This is a genomic window from Flavobacterium sp. AED (assembly GCF_000812945.1).
Taxonomy (GTDB): domain Bacteria; phylum Bacteroidota; class Bacteroidia; order Flavobacteriales; family Flavobacteriaceae; genus Flavobacterium.
The window spans coordinates 336,198-354,000 of sequence record NZ_JSYM01000003.1 but is presented as its reverse complement, the minus strand read 5'-3'; the positions used below and the strand labels follow the sequence as shown (position 1 = coordinate 354,000).

22 protein-coding genes are annotated in these 17,803 nt (G+C 33.5%); 19 read left to right on the top strand and 3 right to left on the bottom strand.

Annotated elements, in window-relative coordinates; genetic code table 11:
* Positions 1-7: 7 nt before the first annotated feature.
* The 14 genes from rplF to carA all read left to right on the top strand — a co-directional run bounded on the left by rplF (position 8) and on the right by carA (position 8,387).
* A complete protein-coding gene (rplF, locus tag OA85_RS13100; RefSeq protein WP_039110220.1) occupies positions 8-550 on the top strand; it encodes a 50S ribosomal protein L6 in 543 nt (180 codons plus the stop codon).
* A gap of 11 nt (positions 551-561) precedes the next feature.
* A complete protein-coding gene (gene rplR / locus OA85_RS13095) occupies positions 562-912 on the top strand; it encodes a 50S ribosomal protein L18 (protein ID WP_039110219.1) in 351 nt (116 codons plus the stop codon).
* 6 nt (positions 913-918) lie between these two features.
* Positions 919-1,446 (top strand): 30S ribosomal protein S5, encoded by a 528-nt coding sequence (rpsE, locus tag OA85_RS13090; protein ID WP_035668102.1) that lies wholly within the window; start codon positions 919-921, stop codon positions 1,444-1,446.
* Between the two features lie 12 nt (positions 1,447-1,458).
* Positions 1,459-1,641 (top strand): 50S ribosomal protein L30, encoded by a 183-nt coding sequence (gene rpmD, locus OA85_RS13085; RefSeq protein WP_035668100.1) that lies wholly within the window; start codon positions 1,459-1,461, stop codon positions 1,639-1,641.
* Between the two features lie 11 nt (positions 1,642-1,652).
* The gene (rplO, locus tag OA85_RS13080) at positions 1,653-2,105 is read left to right on the top strand and encodes a 50S ribosomal protein L15 (protein WP_039110218.1); all 453 of its coding nucleotides are present in this window, start codon (positions 1,653-1,655) and stop codon (positions 2,103-2,105) included.
* A 13-nt stretch (positions 2,106-2,118) separates the two neighbouring features.
* Positions 2,119-3,465, top strand: a complete 1,347-nt coding sequence (secY, locus tag OA85_RS13075) for a preprotein translocase subunit SecY (protein WP_039110217.1) — start codon at positions 2,119-2,121, stop codon at positions 3,463-3,465.
* 3 nt (positions 3,466-3,468) lie between these two features.
* Positions 3,469-3,684 (top strand): translation initiation factor IF-1, encoded by a 216-nt coding sequence (gene infA, locus OA85_RS13070; RefSeq protein WP_007136545.1) that lies wholly within the window; start codon positions 3,469-3,471, stop codon positions 3,682-3,684.
* A gap of 12 nt (positions 3,685-3,696) precedes the next feature.
* Positions 3,697-3,813, top strand: coding sequence for a type B 50S ribosomal protein L36 (gene ykgO, locus OA85_RS17240; protein WP_008992256.1), 117 nt, complete (start codon positions 3,697-3,699; stop codon positions 3,811-3,813).
* Between the two features lie 2 nt (positions 3,814-3,815).
* Positions 3,816-4,190 carry a 30S ribosomal protein S13 gene (gene rpsM / locus OA85_RS13065; RefSeq protein WP_039110216.1) on the top strand — a complete coding sequence of 125 codons (375 nt, stop codon included), beginning with the start codon at positions 3,816-3,818 and terminating at the stop codon, positions 4,188-4,190.
* Positions 4,191-4,198: 8 nt separating this feature from the next.
* The gene (gene rpsK, locus OA85_RS13060; protein ID WP_024981527.1) at positions 4,199-4,582 is read left to right on the top strand and encodes a 30S ribosomal protein S11; all 384 of its coding nucleotides are present in this window, start codon (positions 4,199-4,201) and stop codon (positions 4,580-4,582) included.
* A gap of 94 nt (positions 4,583-4,676) precedes the next feature.
* On the top strand, positions 4,677-5,282 hold the full coding sequence (rpsD, locus tag OA85_RS13055) for a 30S ribosomal protein S4 (RefSeq protein ID WP_039110215.1): 606 nt from the start codon (positions 4,677-4,679) through the stop codon (positions 5,280-5,282).
* A 21-nt stretch (positions 5,283-5,303) separates the two neighbouring features.
* Positions 5,304-6,296, top strand: coding sequence for a DNA-directed RNA polymerase subunit alpha (locus tag OA85_RS13050; protein WP_039110214.1), 993 nt, complete (start codon positions 5,304-5,306; stop codon positions 6,294-6,296).
* A gap of 36 nt (positions 6,297-6,332) precedes the next feature.
* A complete protein-coding gene (gene rplQ, locus OA85_RS13045; RefSeq protein ID WP_035668085.1) occupies positions 6,333-6,821 on the top strand; it encodes a 50S ribosomal protein L17 in 489 nt (162 codons plus the stop codon).
* A gap of 465 nt (positions 6,822-7,286) precedes the next feature.
* Positions 7,287-8,387, top strand: coding sequence for a glutamine-hydrolyzing carbamoyl-phosphate synthase small subunit (carA, locus tag OA85_RS13040; RefSeq protein ID WP_039110213.1), 1,101 nt, complete (start codon positions 7,287-7,289; stop codon positions 8,385-8,387).
* Positions 8,388-8,477: 90 nt separating this feature from the next.
* Here carA and OA85_RS13035 read toward each other — a convergent pair whose 3' ends face one another.
* The gene (locus tag OA85_RS13035) at positions 8,478-9,815 is read right to left on the bottom strand and encodes an erythromycin esterase family protein (RefSeq protein WP_082014170.1); all 1,338 of its coding nucleotides are present in this window, start codon (positions 9,813-9,815) and stop codon (positions 8,478-8,480) included.
* A 398-nt stretch (positions 9,816-10,213) separates the two neighbouring features.
* Here OA85_RS13035 and eno point away from each other — a divergent pair, with 398 nt between their 5' ends.
* The 4 genes from eno (at position 10,214) to ctlX (ending at position 14,917) form a co-directional block, all read left to right on the top strand.
* Positions 10,214-11,506 carry a phosphopyruvate hydratase gene (gene eno, locus OA85_RS13030; protein ID WP_039110212.1) on the top strand — a complete coding sequence of 431 codons (1,293 nt, stop codon included), beginning with the start codon at positions 10,214-10,216 and terminating at the stop codon, positions 11,504-11,506.
* A gap of 156 nt (positions 11,507-11,662) precedes the next feature.
* Positions 11,663-12,946 (top strand): citrate synthase, encoded by a 1,284-nt coding sequence (locus OA85_RS13025; protein WP_039110211.1) that lies wholly within the window; start codon positions 11,663-11,665, stop codon positions 12,944-12,946.
* A gap of 65 nt (positions 12,947-13,011) precedes the next feature.
* A complete protein-coding gene (locus OA85_RS13020) occupies positions 13,012-13,926 on the top strand; it encodes a dimethylarginine dimethylaminohydrolase family protein (protein WP_039110210.1) in 915 nt (304 codons plus the stop codon).
* A gap of 55 nt (positions 13,927-13,981) precedes the next feature.
* A complete protein-coding gene (ctlX, locus tag OA85_RS13015) occupies positions 13,982-14,917 on the top strand; it encodes a citrulline utilization hydrolase CtlX (protein WP_039110209.1) in 936 nt (311 codons plus the stop codon).
* A 58-nt stretch (positions 14,918-14,975) separates the two neighbouring features.
* Here the strand turns inward: ctlX and OA85_RS13010 are convergent, their stop codons facing one another.
* Positions 14,976-15,605 carry a MarC family NAAT transporter gene (locus tag OA85_RS13010; RefSeq protein WP_039110208.1) on the bottom strand — a complete coding sequence of 210 codons (630 nt, stop codon included), beginning with the start codon at positions 15,603-15,605 and terminating at the stop codon, positions 14,976-14,978.
* Positions 15,606-15,763: 158 nt separating this feature from the next.
* Here OA85_RS13010 and OA85_RS13005 point away from each other — a divergent pair, with 158 nt between their 5' ends.
* Positions 15,764-16,129, top strand: a complete 366-nt coding sequence (locus OA85_RS13005; protein WP_039110335.1) for a CoA-binding protein — start codon at positions 15,764-15,766, stop codon at positions 16,127-16,129.
* 99 nt (positions 16,130-16,228) lie between these two features.
* Here the strand turns inward: OA85_RS13005 and OA85_RS13000 are convergent, their stop codons facing one another.
* Positions 16,229-17,737, bottom strand: coding sequence for a sodium:solute symporter (locus tag OA85_RS13000; RefSeq protein ID WP_039110207.1), 1,509 nt, complete (start codon positions 17,735-17,737; stop codon positions 16,229-16,231).
* Between the last annotated feature and the right edge of the window lie 66 nt (positions 17,738-17,803).

Sequence of the window (17,803 nt, the reverse complement as noted above, 5' to 3'; positions counted from 1 at the left end):
GTAGAAGATGTCAAGAATAGGTAAAAATCCGGTTGTAATCCCTGCTGGTGTAACTGTTGAAGTTGCAAATGGTATTATTACAGTAAAAGGAAAAAATGGTCAACTTACACAGGAGTTTTCGGACGTTACTGTAACAGTTGAAGGCGATTCAGTTCAAGTAGACAGATCGTCTGATCATAAAGATCAAAGAGCAAAACACGGTTTATATAGATCTTTAATCAATAACATGATTATTGGTGTAAATGAAGGTTTTACAAAATCTTTAGAATTGGTTGGAGTTGGTTATAGAGCTTCAAATCAAGGACAAAAGTTAGATTTAGCTCTTGGATATTCTCACAATATTGTTTTAGAAATTGCTCCAGAAGTAACTTTAGAAACTATATCTGAAAAAGGTAAAAACCCAATCGTTAAATTAACATCATTTGACAAACAACTTTTAGGTCAGGTAGCTGCGAAAATCAGAGGTTTCCGTAAGCCAGAGCCGTATAAAGGAAAAGGTGTTAAATTCGTAGGTGAAGTATTAAGAAGAAAAGCAGGTAAATCAGCTTAAAAAATAAGATTATGTCATTAACAAAACCTGAAAGAAGACAAAGAATTAGATTCAGAATTAGAAAAACAATTAGTGGTACTGCTACTAATCCAAGACTTTCTGTATTTAGAAGTAACAAAGAAATTTACGCTCAACTTATTGATGATGTAAACGGAGTTACTTTATTGGCGGCTTCTTCAAGAGAAAAAGAAATAGGTAACGGTACGAACATTGAAGTTGCTACAGCAGTTGGAAAACTAGTTGCTGAAAAAGCTTTAAAAGCTGGGATTGACGTAGTAACTTTCGATAGAGGAGGTTATTTATATCACGGTCGTATTAAATCATTAGCGGAAGGCGCAAGAGCGGCTGGACTTAAATTCTAATATAGTATGTCTAATAGTAAATACAAGAATGTAGAGTTAGTAAAACCAAGTGGTCTTGAATTAAAAGATCGTTTGGTGAGTGTAAATCGTGTTACTAAGGTTACAAAGGGAGGTAGAGCTTTTGGTTTTTCTGCTATTGTAGTTGTAGGTGATGAAAATGGAGTGGTTGGACACGGATTAGGAAAATCTAAAGATGTTTCTGAAGCAATTGCGAAAGCAGTAGAAGATGCTAAGAAAAATTTAGTTAAAATTCCTTTGAATGGTCAATCAGTTCCTCACGAACAAAAAGGTAAATTTGGTGGTGCACGTGTATTCTTAATTCCTGCCTCTCATGGTACTGGAGTTATTGCTGGTGGAGCTGTTCGTTCAGTTCTTGAATCAGTAGGAATTCATGATGTATTATCTAAATCACAAGGATCATCAAATCCTCACAACGTAGTTAAGGCAACTTTTGATGCTTTATTGCAAATGAGAAGTGCTTATACTGTTGCAAAACAAAGAGGCGTTTCTTTAGAAAAAGTTTTTAAAGGTTAATTCAAGGAAATTATGGCTAAATTATTAGTAAAACAAGTTAGAAGCAAAATCAACTGTCCTCTTACTCAAAAGAGAGGATTAGAAGCTTTAGGTCTACGTAAAATGGGACAAGTTGTAGAGCATGATTCAAACCCTACAATCCTTGGGATGATAAATAAAGTTAAACACTTAGTTTCTGTTGAAGAAACTAAATAACAAATACTGTTATGAATTTAAGTAACTTACAACCTGCTGAAGGTTCTACACACAATCAAAATAAAAGATTAGGTAGAGGAGAAGGTTCTGGAAAAGGTGGTACTTCTGCAAGAGGTCACAAAGGAGCAAAATCTCGTTCTGGTTATTCTAAAAAGATTGGTTTTGAAGGTGGTCAAATGCCACTTCAAAGACGTGTGCCTAAGTTTGGTTTCACAAACATCAATCGTAAAGAATACGAAGGTGTTAATCTTGATACACTTCAATTATTAGTAGATAATGGTGTGATAACAGATTCTGTTGATATGACAGTTTATGTTGCTAATCGTTTAGCTACTAAAAATGAAATCGTTAAGATTTTAGGAAGAGGAGAATTGACAGCGAAATTAAAAGTAACCGCTCACAAATTTACTGCTACTGCAAAAGCTGCTATTGAAGCTGCTGGTGGAGAAGCTGTAACAATATAATTTTTCTATTAAGATGAAGAAATTTATTGAATCATTAAGTAATGTTTGGAAAATTGAGGAACTGAAAAATAGAATCCTAATCACCTTAGGTCTTCTTTTAGTTTATCGTTTTGGAGCACACGTTACGCTTCCTGGAATTGATGCAACTCAATTAAACAGTTTAGCTGGCCAAACCAAAAATGGTATTGGATCTATTTTAGACATGTTTACAGGAGGTGCTTTCTCTAAAGCTTCAGTTTTTGCTTTAGGTATAATGCCATATATTTCTGCATCTATTGTTGTTCAGTTAATGGGAATTGCGATTCCATATTTACAAAAACTTCAAAATGACGGAGAAAGTGGTAGAAAGAAGATTAATCAAATTACCCGTTGGCTGACAATAGGTATTACTTTGGTTCAAGGTCCAACATACATTTATAATTTGTATAGAACTTTGCCTAGTAGTGCATTTTTGTTAGGATTTAATTCATTTGAATTCTTATTTTCTTCAGTAATAATCTTAGTTACTGGTACAATATTTGCCATGTGGTTAGGAGAAAAAATTACTGACAAAGGTATTGGTAACGGTATATCATTGTTGATTATGGTTGGTATTTTGGCTAGATTGCCTCAGGCGTTTATTCAAGAATTTACAACCAGAGTTACAAATAATAACGGTGGACCAATGTTATTGGTTATTGAAATTATCATTTGGTTATTAGTTATTATTGCTTGTGTATTGCTTGTTATGGCTGTTCGTAAAATACCTGTTCAGTACGCTCGTCGTACGTCTTCAGGGGATTATGAACAAGATTTAATGGGTGGTAATAGACAATGGATTCCATTGAAGCTTAATGCTTCTGGAGTTATGCCTATCATCTTTGCTCAAGCGATTATGTTTATTCCTGCTGCAGTGGCAGGTTTATCTAAATCAGATGCATCACAATCAATTGTTGGCGCTTTTAGTAATATGTTTGGATTTTGGTATAATTTTGTTTTTGCAACTTTAATTGTTGTATTTACTTTCTTTTATACTGCAATTACAGTTCCTACTAATAAAATGTCTGATGATTTAAAGAGAAGTGGTGGTTTTATTCCTGGTGTTAGACCTGGAGTTGAAACTTCTGATTTTCTTGACAAAGTGATGTCTTTAATAACTTTTCCAGGATCTTTATTTCTTGCTTTAATAGCTGTGTTCCCAGCAATTGTTGTGAGTCTTATGGATGTTCAACAATCTTGGGCAATGTTTTTTGGAGGTACTTCATTAATAATTATGGTTGGTGTTGCCATAGATACAATTCAACAAATCAATTCATACTTGTTAAACAAGCATTATGATGGTTTAATGAAGAGTGGTAAAAATAGAAAAGCAGTAGCTTAACTTATGGCAAAACAATCAGCAATAGAACAAGACGGTTCAATCATTGAAGCATTATCAAATGCGATGTTCCGTGTAGAGTTAGAAAATGGACATATTGTAATCGCCCATATATCTGGAAAAATGCGTATGCATTACATCAAATTATTACCTGGTGATAAAGTGAAACTAGAAATGAGCCCTTACGATTTGTCAAAAGCAAGAATTACTTATAGATATTAAAGGATATTCAAAATGAAAGTTAGAGCTTCAGTAAAAAAGAGAAGTCCCGAGTGCAAAATTGTGCGAAGAAAAGGGAGATTGTACGTAATAAACAAAAAGAATCCTAGATTTAAACAAAGACAAGGATAATTATGGCAAGAATAGCAGGGGTAGATATCCCAAAAAATAAGAGAGGTGTTATAGCACTTACCTATATCTTCGGATTAGGAAGCAGTAGAGCTATTGAGATTTTAGAAAAAGCTCAAGTTAGCCAAGATAAAAAAGTTCAAGATTGGAATGATGATGAGATCGGAGCAATTCGTGAAGCAGTATCAGCTTTCAAAATTGAAGGAGAATTACGTTCTGAGGTTTCTTTAAACATCAAACGTTTAATGGATATTGGATGTTATAGAGGTATCCGTCATAGAACTGGTCTTCCATTAAGAGGACAAAGAACTAAGAACAACTCTAGAACAAGAAAAGGTAAGAGAAAAACTGTTGCCAACAAGAAAAAAGCAACTAAATAATAAGTAATATGGCTAAAGCAACTGCAAAAAAACGTAAAGTTATCGTTGAATCAACGGGAGAAGCTCATATTTCTGCTACTTTTAACAATATCATCATTTCTTTGACTAACAAAAAAGGTGAAGTTATTTCTTGGTCCTCAGCTGGTAAAATGGGTTTTAGAGGTTCTAAAAAGAACACTCCATACGCAGCCCAAATGGCAGCAGAAGATTGTAGTAAAGTAGCTCTTGAAGCTGGACTTAAAAAAGTAAAAGTTTATGTAAAAGGACCAGGAAACGGACGTGAGTCTGCTATTCGTTCTTTGCATAACGGTGGAATTGAAGTAACTGAGATTATCGATGTTACTCCAATGCCTCACAATGGATGTCGTCCTCCTAAAAGACGTAGAGTTTAATACTCAAAACAATATTTATAGTATAACATAGGTAGGACATAGATTATCGGAGGATATGACCTGAATTCATAATCTCTACCTTAAATTTTTTAAAATGGCAAGATATACTGGTCCAAAAACCAAAATCGCTCGTAAATTTGGCGAAGCAATTTTCGGAGACGATAAAGCTTTCGAAAAAAGAAATTACCCACCTGGACAACACGGGATGGCTAAAAAAAGAGGAAAAAAATCTGAATATGCTGTCCAGTTAATGGAAAAGCAAAAAGCTAAATATTCTTACGGAATATTAGAAAAACAATTCAGAAACTTATTCGAAAAAGCATCAGCAACTAAAGGTGTTACTGGTGAAGTTCTTTTACAATTGTGTGAAGCAAGATTAGACAACGTTGTTTTTAGAATGGGTATTGCTCCTTCTAGACGTGGTGCTCGTCAAATCGTATCACACAGACATGTTACTGTAAACGGAGAAAATGTAAATATTCCTTCTTACCACTTGAAACCAGGTGATGTAGTTGGAGTTCGTGAAAAATCTAAATCATTAGAAGCTATCGAACGTTCTTTATCAAATTCAAGTCATGTTTATGAATGGATTACTTGGAATAACGAAACTAAATCAGGTACTTTTGTAACTGTTCCTGCTAGACTTCAAATTCCAGAAAACATCAAAGAACAATTAATCGTAGAGTTGTACAACAAATAATAATTGACTTAGTCGAAATTTATGGCAATATTTAATTTTCAGAAGCCCGATAAAGTTATCATGATCGATTCAACCGATTTTGAAGGTAAATTTGAATTTAGACCTTTAGAACCTGGTTACGGATTGACTGTTGGTAATGCACTTAGAAGAGTTTTGCTTTCAGCATTAGAAGGTTATGCAATTACATCTGTTCGCATTGAAGGTGTAGATCATGAGTTTTCTACTATTTCAGGAGTTGTTGAGGACGTTACCGAAATTATTCTTAATCTTAAACAAGTACGTTTCAAACGTCAAATTGAAGATATAGATAATGAATCAGTTACTATTTCTGTTTCAGGTAAAGATCAATTAACAGCTGGTGATTTTCAAAAATTTATTTCAGGTTTCCAAGTTTTGAATCCAGAACTAGTTATCTGTAATTTAGATAGTAAAATCAAACTTAATTTCGATTTAACTATCGAAAAAGGTAGAGGATATGTTCCTGCTGAAGAGAACAAAAAACAGAATGCTGCAATTGGAACTATTTTTACAGATTCAATTTTTACTCCGGTAAAAAATGTAAAATATGCGATTGAAAACTTCCGTGTAGAGCAAAAAACAGATTATGAAAAATTAGTTTTTGAAATAAAAACTGATGGATCAATAAATCCAAAAGATGCCCTTACTGAAGCTGCAAAAGTTTTAATTCACCATTTCATGTTGTTCTCTGACGAAAGAATTACACTCGAGGCTGACGAAATTGCACAAACAGAATCTTATGATGAAGAGTCATTACATATGAGACAATTGCTTAAAACTAAGCTTGTTGATATGGATCTTTCTGTTAGAGCATTAAATTGTTTGAAAGCGGCTGAAGTTGATACACTTGGTGATTTAGTATCGTTCAATAAAAATGACCTAATGAAATTCCGTAATTTTGGTAAAAAATCTTTAACTGAACTTGATGAGCTTGTTGCAGTTAAAAATTTAAACTTCGGTATGGATTTAGCAAAATACAAACTAGATAAAGAATAATCTAATCCGCCTTGGCGGATTAAATTTCATAAAGCAATGAGACACGGAAAAAAATTCAATCACTTAAGCAGACAGACTGCACATAGAAAATCTATGTTAGCTAATATGGCTTGTTCTCTTATCGAGCACAAACGTATTAACACTACTGTTGCTAAAGCAAAAGCGCTTAAACAATTTGTTGAGCCTTTAATAACAAAATCAAAAGAAGATACGACTCACAATCGTCGTATCGTTTTTGCTTACTTACGTAGCAAATATGCGGTAACTGACTTGTTCAGAGACGTAGCGGCTAAAGTAGGAGACCGTCCAGGTGGATACACTCGTATCATTAAAGTTGGAAATCGTTTAGGAGATAATGCTGATATGGCAATGATCGAATTAGTAGATTTCAATGAACTTTACAATGGTGGTAAAAAAGAAGTTAAAAAAGCAAAAAGCCGTCGTGGTGGTAAAGCTAAGAAAGCTGATGAAGCTACTGAAGCTCCAGTTGCTGAAACTGAAACAACTACAGACACTGCTGAATAATTATGAAAATAATCATTCTATAAAAATCAAGGATAAGCTAATACTAGTTTATCCTTTTTTTTTGATTTTTTTTAATTTCAGGAGCATAATATTATATGTTTAGAGGAACTTTTGACCTGCTTTTCGCTATATCTTTTTCTTGTTTTCTTTCTTCGTTCGAATAACAAGAAAAAGGATACCGCTTCAAACGAAGATCACTGAACTCCTATGAAAAACAGAGGTAAGTGAAGTAATCAGGGCTAATTTAGAACGTTTGTTTTATATGAAGTTTCAATAAGATACAATCGAGAGTTCAAAAGCTATATTTTTTTAGATATAATGGGTGTTTTATGTTTTAAAATATAAATTTTAAAAAACATTGCATCCATTGTTTTAAAGAATTAAATTTGCACAATATTTAACTACACATGAAACGAGTTTTTTCGAGTTACATGAGACTATTAAAAAAATAATAGAAACCAAAGAATGAAATATACAACACGACAAAAAGCAATTCTTCTATTAAGTGACGGAACCATATTCCATGGTAAATCTATTGGAATCAGTGGAACTACTTTTGGTGAAGTTTGTTTTAACACAGGAATGACAGGTTACCAAGAAATATTTACTGACCCTTCTTATTTTGGTCAATTAATGGTAGCCACTAATGCCCATATTGGGAACTACGGAGTAAACGATTCAGAAGTTGAATCAAAAAGTATTAAAATAGCTGGTTTAGTTTGTAAAAACTTTAGCTTCAATTATTCTCGCGAAGGTGCTTCAGGGAGTTTGGAAGACTATTTTATAAAACAAAACCTTATTTGTATCTCTGATGTTGATACACGTGCGCTGGTAAGCTACATACGTGACAATGGTGCTATGAATGCTGTAATTTGTACAGATGAAACACCAATCGAAGAATTAAAAATCGCATTGTCAAAAGTACCAGACATGAAAGGCTTAGAATTAGCTTCTAAAGTTTCTACTACAGAGCCTTATTTTTTTGGTGATGAGAATGCAACCTATAAAATTTCTGCGCTTGACTTAGGAATTAAAACGAATATCCTTCGTAACCTTGCTAAAAGAGATTGCTACATCAAAGTATTCCCTTTTGATTCATCTTACCAAGATCTAGCTGCATTTAATCCAGATGGCTATTTTTTATCTAATGGACCTGGTGATCCTGAACCTCTTTCTGGTGCTATTCAAGTTGCAAAAGAAATTCTTGAAAACGATAAACCTTTATTCGGAATCTGTCTCGGGCATCAAGTTATTGGTCTGGCAAACGGAATTTCAACTTATAAAATGTTTAACGGTCACAGAGGAATAAACCATCCTGTGAAAAACATCATTACCGGAAAAGGAGAGATTACTTCTCAAAATCATGGATTTGCCGTAAATAAAGAAGAGTTGGATAATCATCCTGACTTGGAAATCACACATCTTCACTTAAACGATGGAACTGTTGCAGGTATGCGTATGAAAAACAAAAATTGTTTCTCTGTTCAGTACCACCCGGAAGCAAGTCCTGGGCCACATGATTCGTCTTATTTATTCGATCAATTTATTGAAAACATAAAAGGCTAAAATTGGAATACCATTCAATATAGTTTAGAAATTTAAAAAGGGTTTGACTTAATTAAAAGTCAAACCCTTTTTTTGTTGAATGATGTAAACTTACATGCCGAAAGGATAGGTTTCGGGAATTTCGTGTCCATTCGGTTGAATATGTATCGGGTGTAGTGCGCTTGTTTCATCGAGAAAAATAAAGGCATCGTATCTTTCTGGTAGTATTGTAGGAACGTAATTTCCGAATCTTTCATGCTCTGGATTATAAACTACTCCGATGGCACGATGTCCAATATAAGAAGAAAGGCATTTTTCGTCTTTTATTTTATTCAGTAATACTAATTTATTTTTTCCTTCGCCAGCAAGATGAAAAGCATGTTCCCAACTTCCTGCAACAGCTTCCGGAACTGTTATTTTTCGCATGGAATCACCCCATTCTCTTCCGGCAACCACACTTCCTTTATAAGATCCAAATCCTACGGCGACAACTCCATCGCTCAAATGTTGTTCTCGTACTAACTGACCCACATTTACCATGCCTTCGGAGGACATTTCTGTAGCACGTGCATCGCCAATGTGGGTGTTGTGTTCCCAAACGATTATTTTCGCCTCCTTCCCATGAAATTTCATAAGCCGTTCTATAGTTGAAACCATGTGCTCGTCCCGAATATTCCAAGAGGCTGAACCTCTTTTTATCATAGCGCGATAATATTTTTCGGCATTTCTGGCAATGAATGCGTTTTGTTCCGTGCTTAAAACATTTTCCGGATCATGATTGTAGTTGGGGACATTTTTTATTATTTCCGTCAGCAGGTGCAGGATTTCCTTTTCACATAATTCCGGTACGAATGAAGAGGCTCTGGCGTAAGTTTGGCCTTCATCTCTGTTGTAAGGCTCAAAGCATTTCATGGCTGTTTTTGCAACTGCCAGTGCTTTAGGGTCGTTCTTTTCTAAATAGAGAATGATTGAGTTCATTGACTCTCTAAAACTGTACACATCTAAACCATAAAATCCTATTCTCTTATCAGCGGATAGATCTTCGTTGTAAATCTTGAGCCAATCTATGAATGCTGCAGTTTCCCAATTTGCCCACATCCATGTAGGCCATCTTTTAAATTCATTCATGACGCTGTAGATATCTTTTCCCGAATCTAAATATCCTTTTGCATATCGATTCACACGATAGCAATCGGGCCAATCGCCTTCGACTCCTACAAAAGAAAAGCCTTTTTCTTTTATTAGTCGTTGCGTGATTTTAGCTCTCCAGGTATAATATTCGTGTGTTCCATGTGAGGCTTCGCCTAAAAGGACATATTTAGCGTCTCCGATAGAATCGATTAATGGATCTAAATCTGTTGTATTTTCCAATGGAGAAGATGTTTTGTTCAATAATTCTACAATTTCACTAGAATTGATTAAATTGTTACGGTTTTTTAAAGTTTCCATTACATTTTTATTTTTTTAATTTATAGATTGAATTGTCAAAATTTCTAATTAAAAAATTTCCGATATGGAGTGTGTTTATAGCTTTTGAAAAATGAATATAAAGTTAGGTTATATTGTTGATAATGAGGTATTTTTGATTAATTTATTCCTTAAAATTAATTTATTTTAGTTTAAAATTTGCATTGCTAATTTTTGGTCAAAGTGATGTAGATTTGGTTGTTTTTATTTTAATGGAATGAAAAAAAATAACAGATAATGTAAAAATAAATTCTTAAAATAGCTTAAATGTTTTGTTTGTGAAAAAATTATAACGTTTTCGTTAATAACATTCATTATTTTCATTAAATCATTACAAAAGATAGAATATATTTGTATTTTAAAATTTAAATTTTAGTATTATGAGTATAATTATCAAAATTCACGCAAGACAAATTTTCGATTCAAGAGGAAACCCTACAATTGAAGTAGATGTAATCACAGACAATGGTGTTTTAGGAAGAGCTGCTGTTCCATCTGGAGCATCAACTGGAGAGCATGAAGCCGTTGAATTACGTGATGGAGGGAAAGCTTTTCTTGGAAAAGGAGTTTTGAATGCTGTGAAAAATGTTAATACCATTATTTCTGAAGAACTTGTAGGAGTTTCAGTTTTCGAACAAAATGTTATTGATCAAATGATGATTGATTTAGATGGTACTCCAAATAAATCTAACTTAGGAGCAAATGCAATTTTAGGTGTTTCTCTTGCTGTAGCAAAAGCTGCTGCAAATGAATTAGGTTTGCCTTTATACAGATACGTAGGTGGTGTTTCTGCGAATACATTGCCAGTTCCAATGATGAATATCATCAATGGTGGTTCACATTCTGATGCGCCTATCGCATTTCAAGAATTTATGATTTTCCCAGTGAAAGCAACATCTTTTTCACATGCAATGCAAATGGGAACTGAAATTTTTCATAGTTTGAAAAAAGTGTTACACGATAGAGGTCTTTCAACTGCAGTAGGTGATGAAGGTGGTTTTGCACCAAATCTTCCTGGTGGAACTGAAGATGCTTTAGATACGATTAAAAAAGCAGTTGAAACTGCAGGTTATACTTTTGGAGATGAAATCATGATTGCTTTAGATTGTGCTTCTGCTGAGTTTTATGTAAATGGAAAATACGATTATTCTAAATTTGAAGGTGAAACGGGTAAGATTAGATCTTCTGCAGAACAAGTAGATTATTTAGCTGAACTAGTTTCTAAATACCCAATTATTTCTATCGAAGATGGAATGGATGAGAATGACTGGGATGGATGGAAATTACTTACTGATAAAATTGGGGATAAAGTACAATTAGTTGGAGATGATTTATTCGTTACAAATGTGGAGCGTTTGTCAACTGGTATTGAAAAAGGAATTGCTAATTCTATTCTTGTAAAAGTAAATCAAATTGGAACTTTGACTGAGACTATAGCAGCAGTTAACATGGCTAAAAATGCAGGGTATACTTCAGTAATGTCACACCGTTCAGGAGAGACAGAAGACAATACAATTGCAGATTTAGCAGTAGCTTTAAATTGTGGTCAAATTAAAACAGGTTCTGCTTCTCGTTCTGATCGTATGGCTAAATACAACCAATTATTAAGAATTGAAGAAGAATTAGGAAATACAGCTTATTTTCCTGGTTTAAATGCTTTCAAAATAAAATAATCTTAGAATATTTTTTCTTGGAAAGCCATTCATGTAAAATGAATGGCTTTTTTTTGACTTTTAACAATTTCATTGTCTTATTCATTTTTTAATTAATTTGAAATTCCCTAGATTTGGTAAATTATTTATTTTAAAAGTTTTATTTCCAAATATATTATGTCAAAAACAGCAACATTAGAAATAGATGGCAAAAAGTTTGAACTTCCTATCGTTATAGGGACTGAAAATGAAGTGGCTATCGACATTAACAAATTACGTGATTTGTCGGGTGCAATTACTATTGATCCGGGTTACAAAAATTCAGGTTCTTGTACAAGCGAAATTACTTTCCTTGATGGAGAGCTTGGAATTTTGCGTTATAGAGGATATTCAATAGAAGATTTAGCTGAAAAGGCAGATTTTTTAGAAGTTTCTTATCTTTTAATTTTTGGAGAATTGCCAACTAAAGTTCAGTTGGAGCAATTTGAAAATGATATTAGAAAATATACTTTGGTAAACGAGGAAATGAAAAACATCATTGACGGTTTTCCAAAAACAGCTCATCCAATGGGTGTTTTAGCTGCTTTGACAAGTGCTTTGACAGCATTTAATCCAAAGTCGGTGAATGTTGAAAATGAAAAAGAGATGTATGAAGCAGTTTGCAAAACCATGGGTAAATTCTTGGTAATTGCAACTTGGACCTACAGAAAAAGTATGGGCTATCCTTTGAATTATTATGATAATACAAAAGGATATGTGGAGAATTTCATGCGTTTAATGTTTGAATTGCCAACAGAGCCTTATAAAGCAAGTCCAGTTGTTATCGATGCATTAGATCGATTGTTTATTCTTCATGCAGATCATGAGCAAAATTGTTCTACTTCAACAGTTAGAATGGTAGGTTCTTCTCATGCTGGATTATTTGCTTCAATATCTGCAGGAGTTTCTGCACTTTGGGGACCATTACATGGTGGTGCTAATCAAGCAGTACTTGAAATGCTGGAAGAAATTCATAAGAATGGCGGTGACGCTGAAAAATACATAGCTAAAGCAAAAGATAAAAATGATCCTTTCCGCTTGATGGGATTTGGTCACAGAGTATATAAAAATTTCGATCCAAGAGCAAAAATTATTAAAAAAGCAGCTAACGAAGTTTTAGCAACTTTAGGGGTAGAAGATCCAATTCTTGCAATTGCGAAGAAATTGGAAGAATCAGCTTTAGTAGACGAGTATTTTGTATCAAGAAAATTATATCCAAATGTAGATTTTTATTCTGGAATTATTTACAGAGCATTAGGAATTCCTACTGATATGTTTACTGTAATGTTTGCTATAGGTCGTTTACCGGGTTGGATTGCGCAATGGAAAGAAATGCGAGAAAATAAAGAACCTATTGGAAGACCAAGACAAGTATATACTGGTAGTCCTTTGAGAGACTTTGTACCATCTGAGAAAAGATAAATTTCAATTCAAAAAGCTTCACTAATTTGTGAAGCTTTTTTTATATTTGCCAAAATTGAAAATAGATGCTAGAATTAAATATAAAGAATGAAACTTCAAGATTAAGAACTGTAGTTTTAGGTTCTGCGATTAATAACGGACCAACTCCAAGACCAGAAGAAGCATATGATCCGAAGTCATTAGAACATATTTTAGCAGGTACTTATCCACTAGAGCAGGATATGGTAAATGAAATGGACGCCTTTAATAAAGTGCTCGAAAAATACAATGTGACTGTTTTTCGTCCAGAAATGATAGTCAATTATAATCAAATTTTTACCAGAGACATAGGTTTTGTTATAGATGATATTTTTATTAAATCTAATATATTGCCGGATAGAGAGCGAGAGTTAGATGCGATACAATATGTTATTGATCAAATTGATCCCAAAAAAGTCGTTCGTCCTCCAGAAGAAGTGCATATTGAAGGAGGAGATGTAATTTTGTGGAAAGAGTACATATTTATCGGAACTTATAAGGGGAGTGATTACAAGGATTATATTACCGCTAGAACAAACGTTCAAGGAGTTCAATATATCAAAGACTTATTTCCAAATAAAATTGTTAAAGAATTTGATTTAGTAAAGTCAAAAATTGAAGCCCGTGATAATGCTTTGCATTTAGACTGTTGTTTTCAACCTGTTGGGAATGATAAAGGGATTATTTACAAAAGCGGATTCCGAGAAGAAGCAGATTACCTATTTCTTGTAAATCTTTTTGGAAAAGAAAACTTGTTTCACATTACAAGAGACGAAATGTATACTATGAATTCTAATGTTTTTTCTATAGACACAAATGTTGTAGTTTCTGAAAAAAACTTTACCAGATTAAATAATTGGTTACGTGCCAATGGTTTTATAGTAGAAGAAATCCCATACGCAGAAATTGCAAAGCAAGAAGGATTATTACGATGTTCTACATTACCTTTAATAAGAGATTAATTTCAATGTAGAGACGTTACATTGCAACGTCTCTACGAAATAAAAAAATAAAAAAATGAAACAGACAACAAATTCCATATTGATGATTCGTCCGGTAGCGTTTCGAATGAATGAACAAACAGCAGTAAACAATTATTACCAAAAAGTATTAGACGGACTTTTGCCAGCAACGGTAAATGCTAAAGCGCAACAAGAATTTGATGCTTTTGTTGCTAAATTAAGTACTGTTGGTGTCGATGTTACTGTTATTGATGACACTTTAAGTCCAGATACTCCGGATAGTATTTTTCCAAACAATTGGGTTTCTTTTCATGAGAATGGCGATGTCGCGTTATATCCTATGTTTGCTGAAAATCGTCGTCAGGAACGTCGGGAAGATATTTTAGATATTCTGGAAGATAAAGGGTTTGTAATCAATAATATAATGGATTATACATCGGCTGAGGAAGATGGTTTTTTCTTGGAAGGAACTGGAAGTTTACTTCTAGATAGAGCTAATGGGAAAGCTTATTGCGCTTTATCTCCTAGAGCAGATGAGGAATTATTTATCGAATTTTGTGAAGATTTTGATTATGCACCAGTAATTTTTGAGGCTTTTCAAACTGTAAATTCTGAGCGAAAGCTGATTTATCATACGAACGTAATGATGTGCTTGGGAGAAACTTTTGCAGTGATTTGTTCTGATTGTATTGATGATAAAAAAGAACGTAAAATGGTTTTGGATAACCTAAAAGAAAACGGAAAAGAAATCATTCTGATAACTGAAGCTCAAGTGAATAATTTTGCGGGTAATATGCTTGAAGTTTGTGGGTCAAATGATAAAAGATATTTGGTCATGAGTGCAGCTGCGCACCAAAGTTTAACTCCAAAACAAATTGAACAATTAGAAAAACACGCTGAAATTTTAAGTTCAAGTTTAGATACTATCGAAGCTTGCGGTGGAGGAAGTGCTAGATGTATGATGGCTGAGATCTTCTTGCCTAGAAATTAATTTAAACCAGCTCTGATAAGATTAAGAACCTTATCAGAGTTGGCTTGAATTATTTGTTTTAGGTTAGATTTCCTTTAATGATATTGATAATTGCACTTACAATATATTGAATTCCAATTGCAATTACTATAAAACCAATGATTCTCGAAATAGCAACAATCCCAGATGCCCCGAGTATTTTTGCTAAATAGTGTGCGCTTCTAAGAATAATAAAAATAGCAACTGCTATGGCAAGAATGGCTAACGAAGATATAATAATATCACTTGTTGAGTTGTGTTCTTGATAAAATGCAATAAGTAAAGAAATTGATCCAGGGCCTGCAAGCATAGGAATTGCAAGAGGAGTCAAAGCAATATCATTTCTTTTTTGAGCATCGGTTTCTATTTTTTTGTTAATCCCTCTTTTTTTATTAAATTTCCCTGAAAGCAACGAAAATCCAGAGCTAACAATAATTATTCCTCCAGCTATTCGGAGTGCGTCAATGCTAATTCCAAAAAAAATCAAAACATATTGTCCTATAAAAAAGGAAATTATCAGAATGGCAAAAACATTTATTGCCGTCCATAAAGAAATTCTGGAACGTTCTTGTTTGGTGTCATTTTGTGTGAGACCCACAAATATTGGAACAGTTCCTATAGGGTTTAATACTGAAAAAAGGGCAGCAAAGAGATAGATGAAAAGATCCATATTTTTTTAATTTAATAATGCAAAAATACTCTTTTTTTTGCGCTATGAAAGGTGCAAATGTTAGGATATTGTTTTGATTTCTTTTGTAACTAAACCTGATAATTGCTAAACTCATGGACCTTTTTGATTACTTTTGCAAAATATAATTACAGAAAATGATAAAAAATAAAAAAACGTTGGTTCTTGGAGCGTCAACAAAACCGGCTAGATATGCTTTTATGGCAATTGAAAAATTGGTTGATAAAGGGCATTCGGTTCTTGCAATTGGTCAAAATGCGGGTGAAGTGGCAGGAATAAAAATCCAGACTAAGGCTATTCCTTTAAAAAATATCGATACAGTTACACTTTATCTGAATCCTTTACGTCAGCGCGATTACTATAATTATATTGTTGAGGCGCAACCAAAACGTGTTATTTTTAATCCAGGTACTGAGAATCCTGAGTTCTATCAATTGTTGAAATTAAATGATATTAAAGTCGAGATAGGGTGTACATTGGTTATGTTGGCAACAAATCAATATTAGTTTTTTTTGGAGCTGTTTCCAGCTGTGCGCTATATCTTTTCTTTTTCCGTTTAAAAAAAAGTGGGCAAGAAAAGGATGTCGCTGTCATCTGGGCAAAAACTAAAATCGTGTTTCAGATGTAGCATTCTTGCTAATCAATAACAATCCAAGAAAAGTGATTAGTCCGTTTACGATAATCAGTTCGTTGTCGAAAACATATCCAAAAAACAATGTTTTCGAATTTTCGCTAATTAGGAAAGTTACAGCAGGAGACAAGAAGCAAATTATTGGAACAAATTTGTCTTTAACAGTCTTTGATTTTACAAACAATCCAAAACAATACAATCCCAAAAGCGGACCGTACGTATAGGAAGCAACCCTAAAAATCATTCCTACTACGGAACTATCATTGATAGCATTAAAGAAAATAATGACCAGAAACATCAAAAACGAAAAGGTAATATGAACAAAATGCCTTGTTCTGACTACATTTGGTTTATTTAAATTTTCTGCTTTATCCATACCTAGAAAATCTACACAAAAAGAAGTGGTAAGCGCTGTTAAGGCTGAATCAGTTGTGGCAAAGGTTGCAGCTGTCAATCCCAACAAGAAAACAACCGAAGGGATTAATGCTAAATGATGAAAAGCAATTTCAGGAAAAAGCAAATCGGTTCTGGGTTTTCCAGTAACTAAATCCGTTGGTACTTCAATTCCATTTTTATTGGCATAAATATAAAGCAAAGCGCCTACACTGAGGAAAAAGATATTGATAAGTACAAATATCCCCGTAAAGGTGAACATGTTTTTTTGCGCTTCACCAATGTTCTTGCAACTCAGGTTTTTCTGCATTAAATCCTGATCTAAACCTACCATAGCAATAGTTACAAATATCCCTCCCAGAATTTGCTTGACAAAATTGAACTTACTCGACACAAAATCCTCAAAGAAAAATACTTTAGAATAATTACTGTTTTTTACTTCTTCAAAAGCTTGAAAAATATTGAGATTTAGGCTTCTGCAAATAAAGAAAATTGTTAAAAAGACAGAAGAAACTAAGAAAAATGTTTGTAGCGTGTCAGTTATGATAATCGTTTTTAAACCGCCTCGATAAGTGTAAGCAAATATCAAAGTCAGTGAAATCAAAACTGTAACAGCAAAAGGAATTTCATAAAAATCAAAAACATAGCGTTGCAAAACAATTACAACCAGATACAATCGAAACGAAGAACCTATTGTTCGGCTTATCAGGAAAATTGTTGCGGCGGTTTTATAAGAATAAATGCCTAGTCGGTGTTCTATATAACCATAAATCGAAGTCAAATTCATTCGATAATACAAGGGTAATAGTACTTTTGCAATAATGATAAAACCAATGGCATTACCCAATACAAACTGGAAATACTTGAATTGTTCTCCGCTTGGAGCACCAACTTCTCCCGGAACTGAAATAAAAGTAACTCCTGAAAGTGCTGTTCCAATCATTCCAAAGGCAACTAAATACCATTTTGAATTTTTATTAGCTTTGAAAAAAGCATCGTTTCCACTGTTTTTTTTGCTTACAGTATGTGAGATATAAAATAAAATACCAAAATAAACGATTATCAATAGTAGAATGGTGCTGGGAGTCATTTTGTATAAAGAATTATTTATGCCAAATTACATAAATAATCTTCATATTTTCAAATTATCTATCCT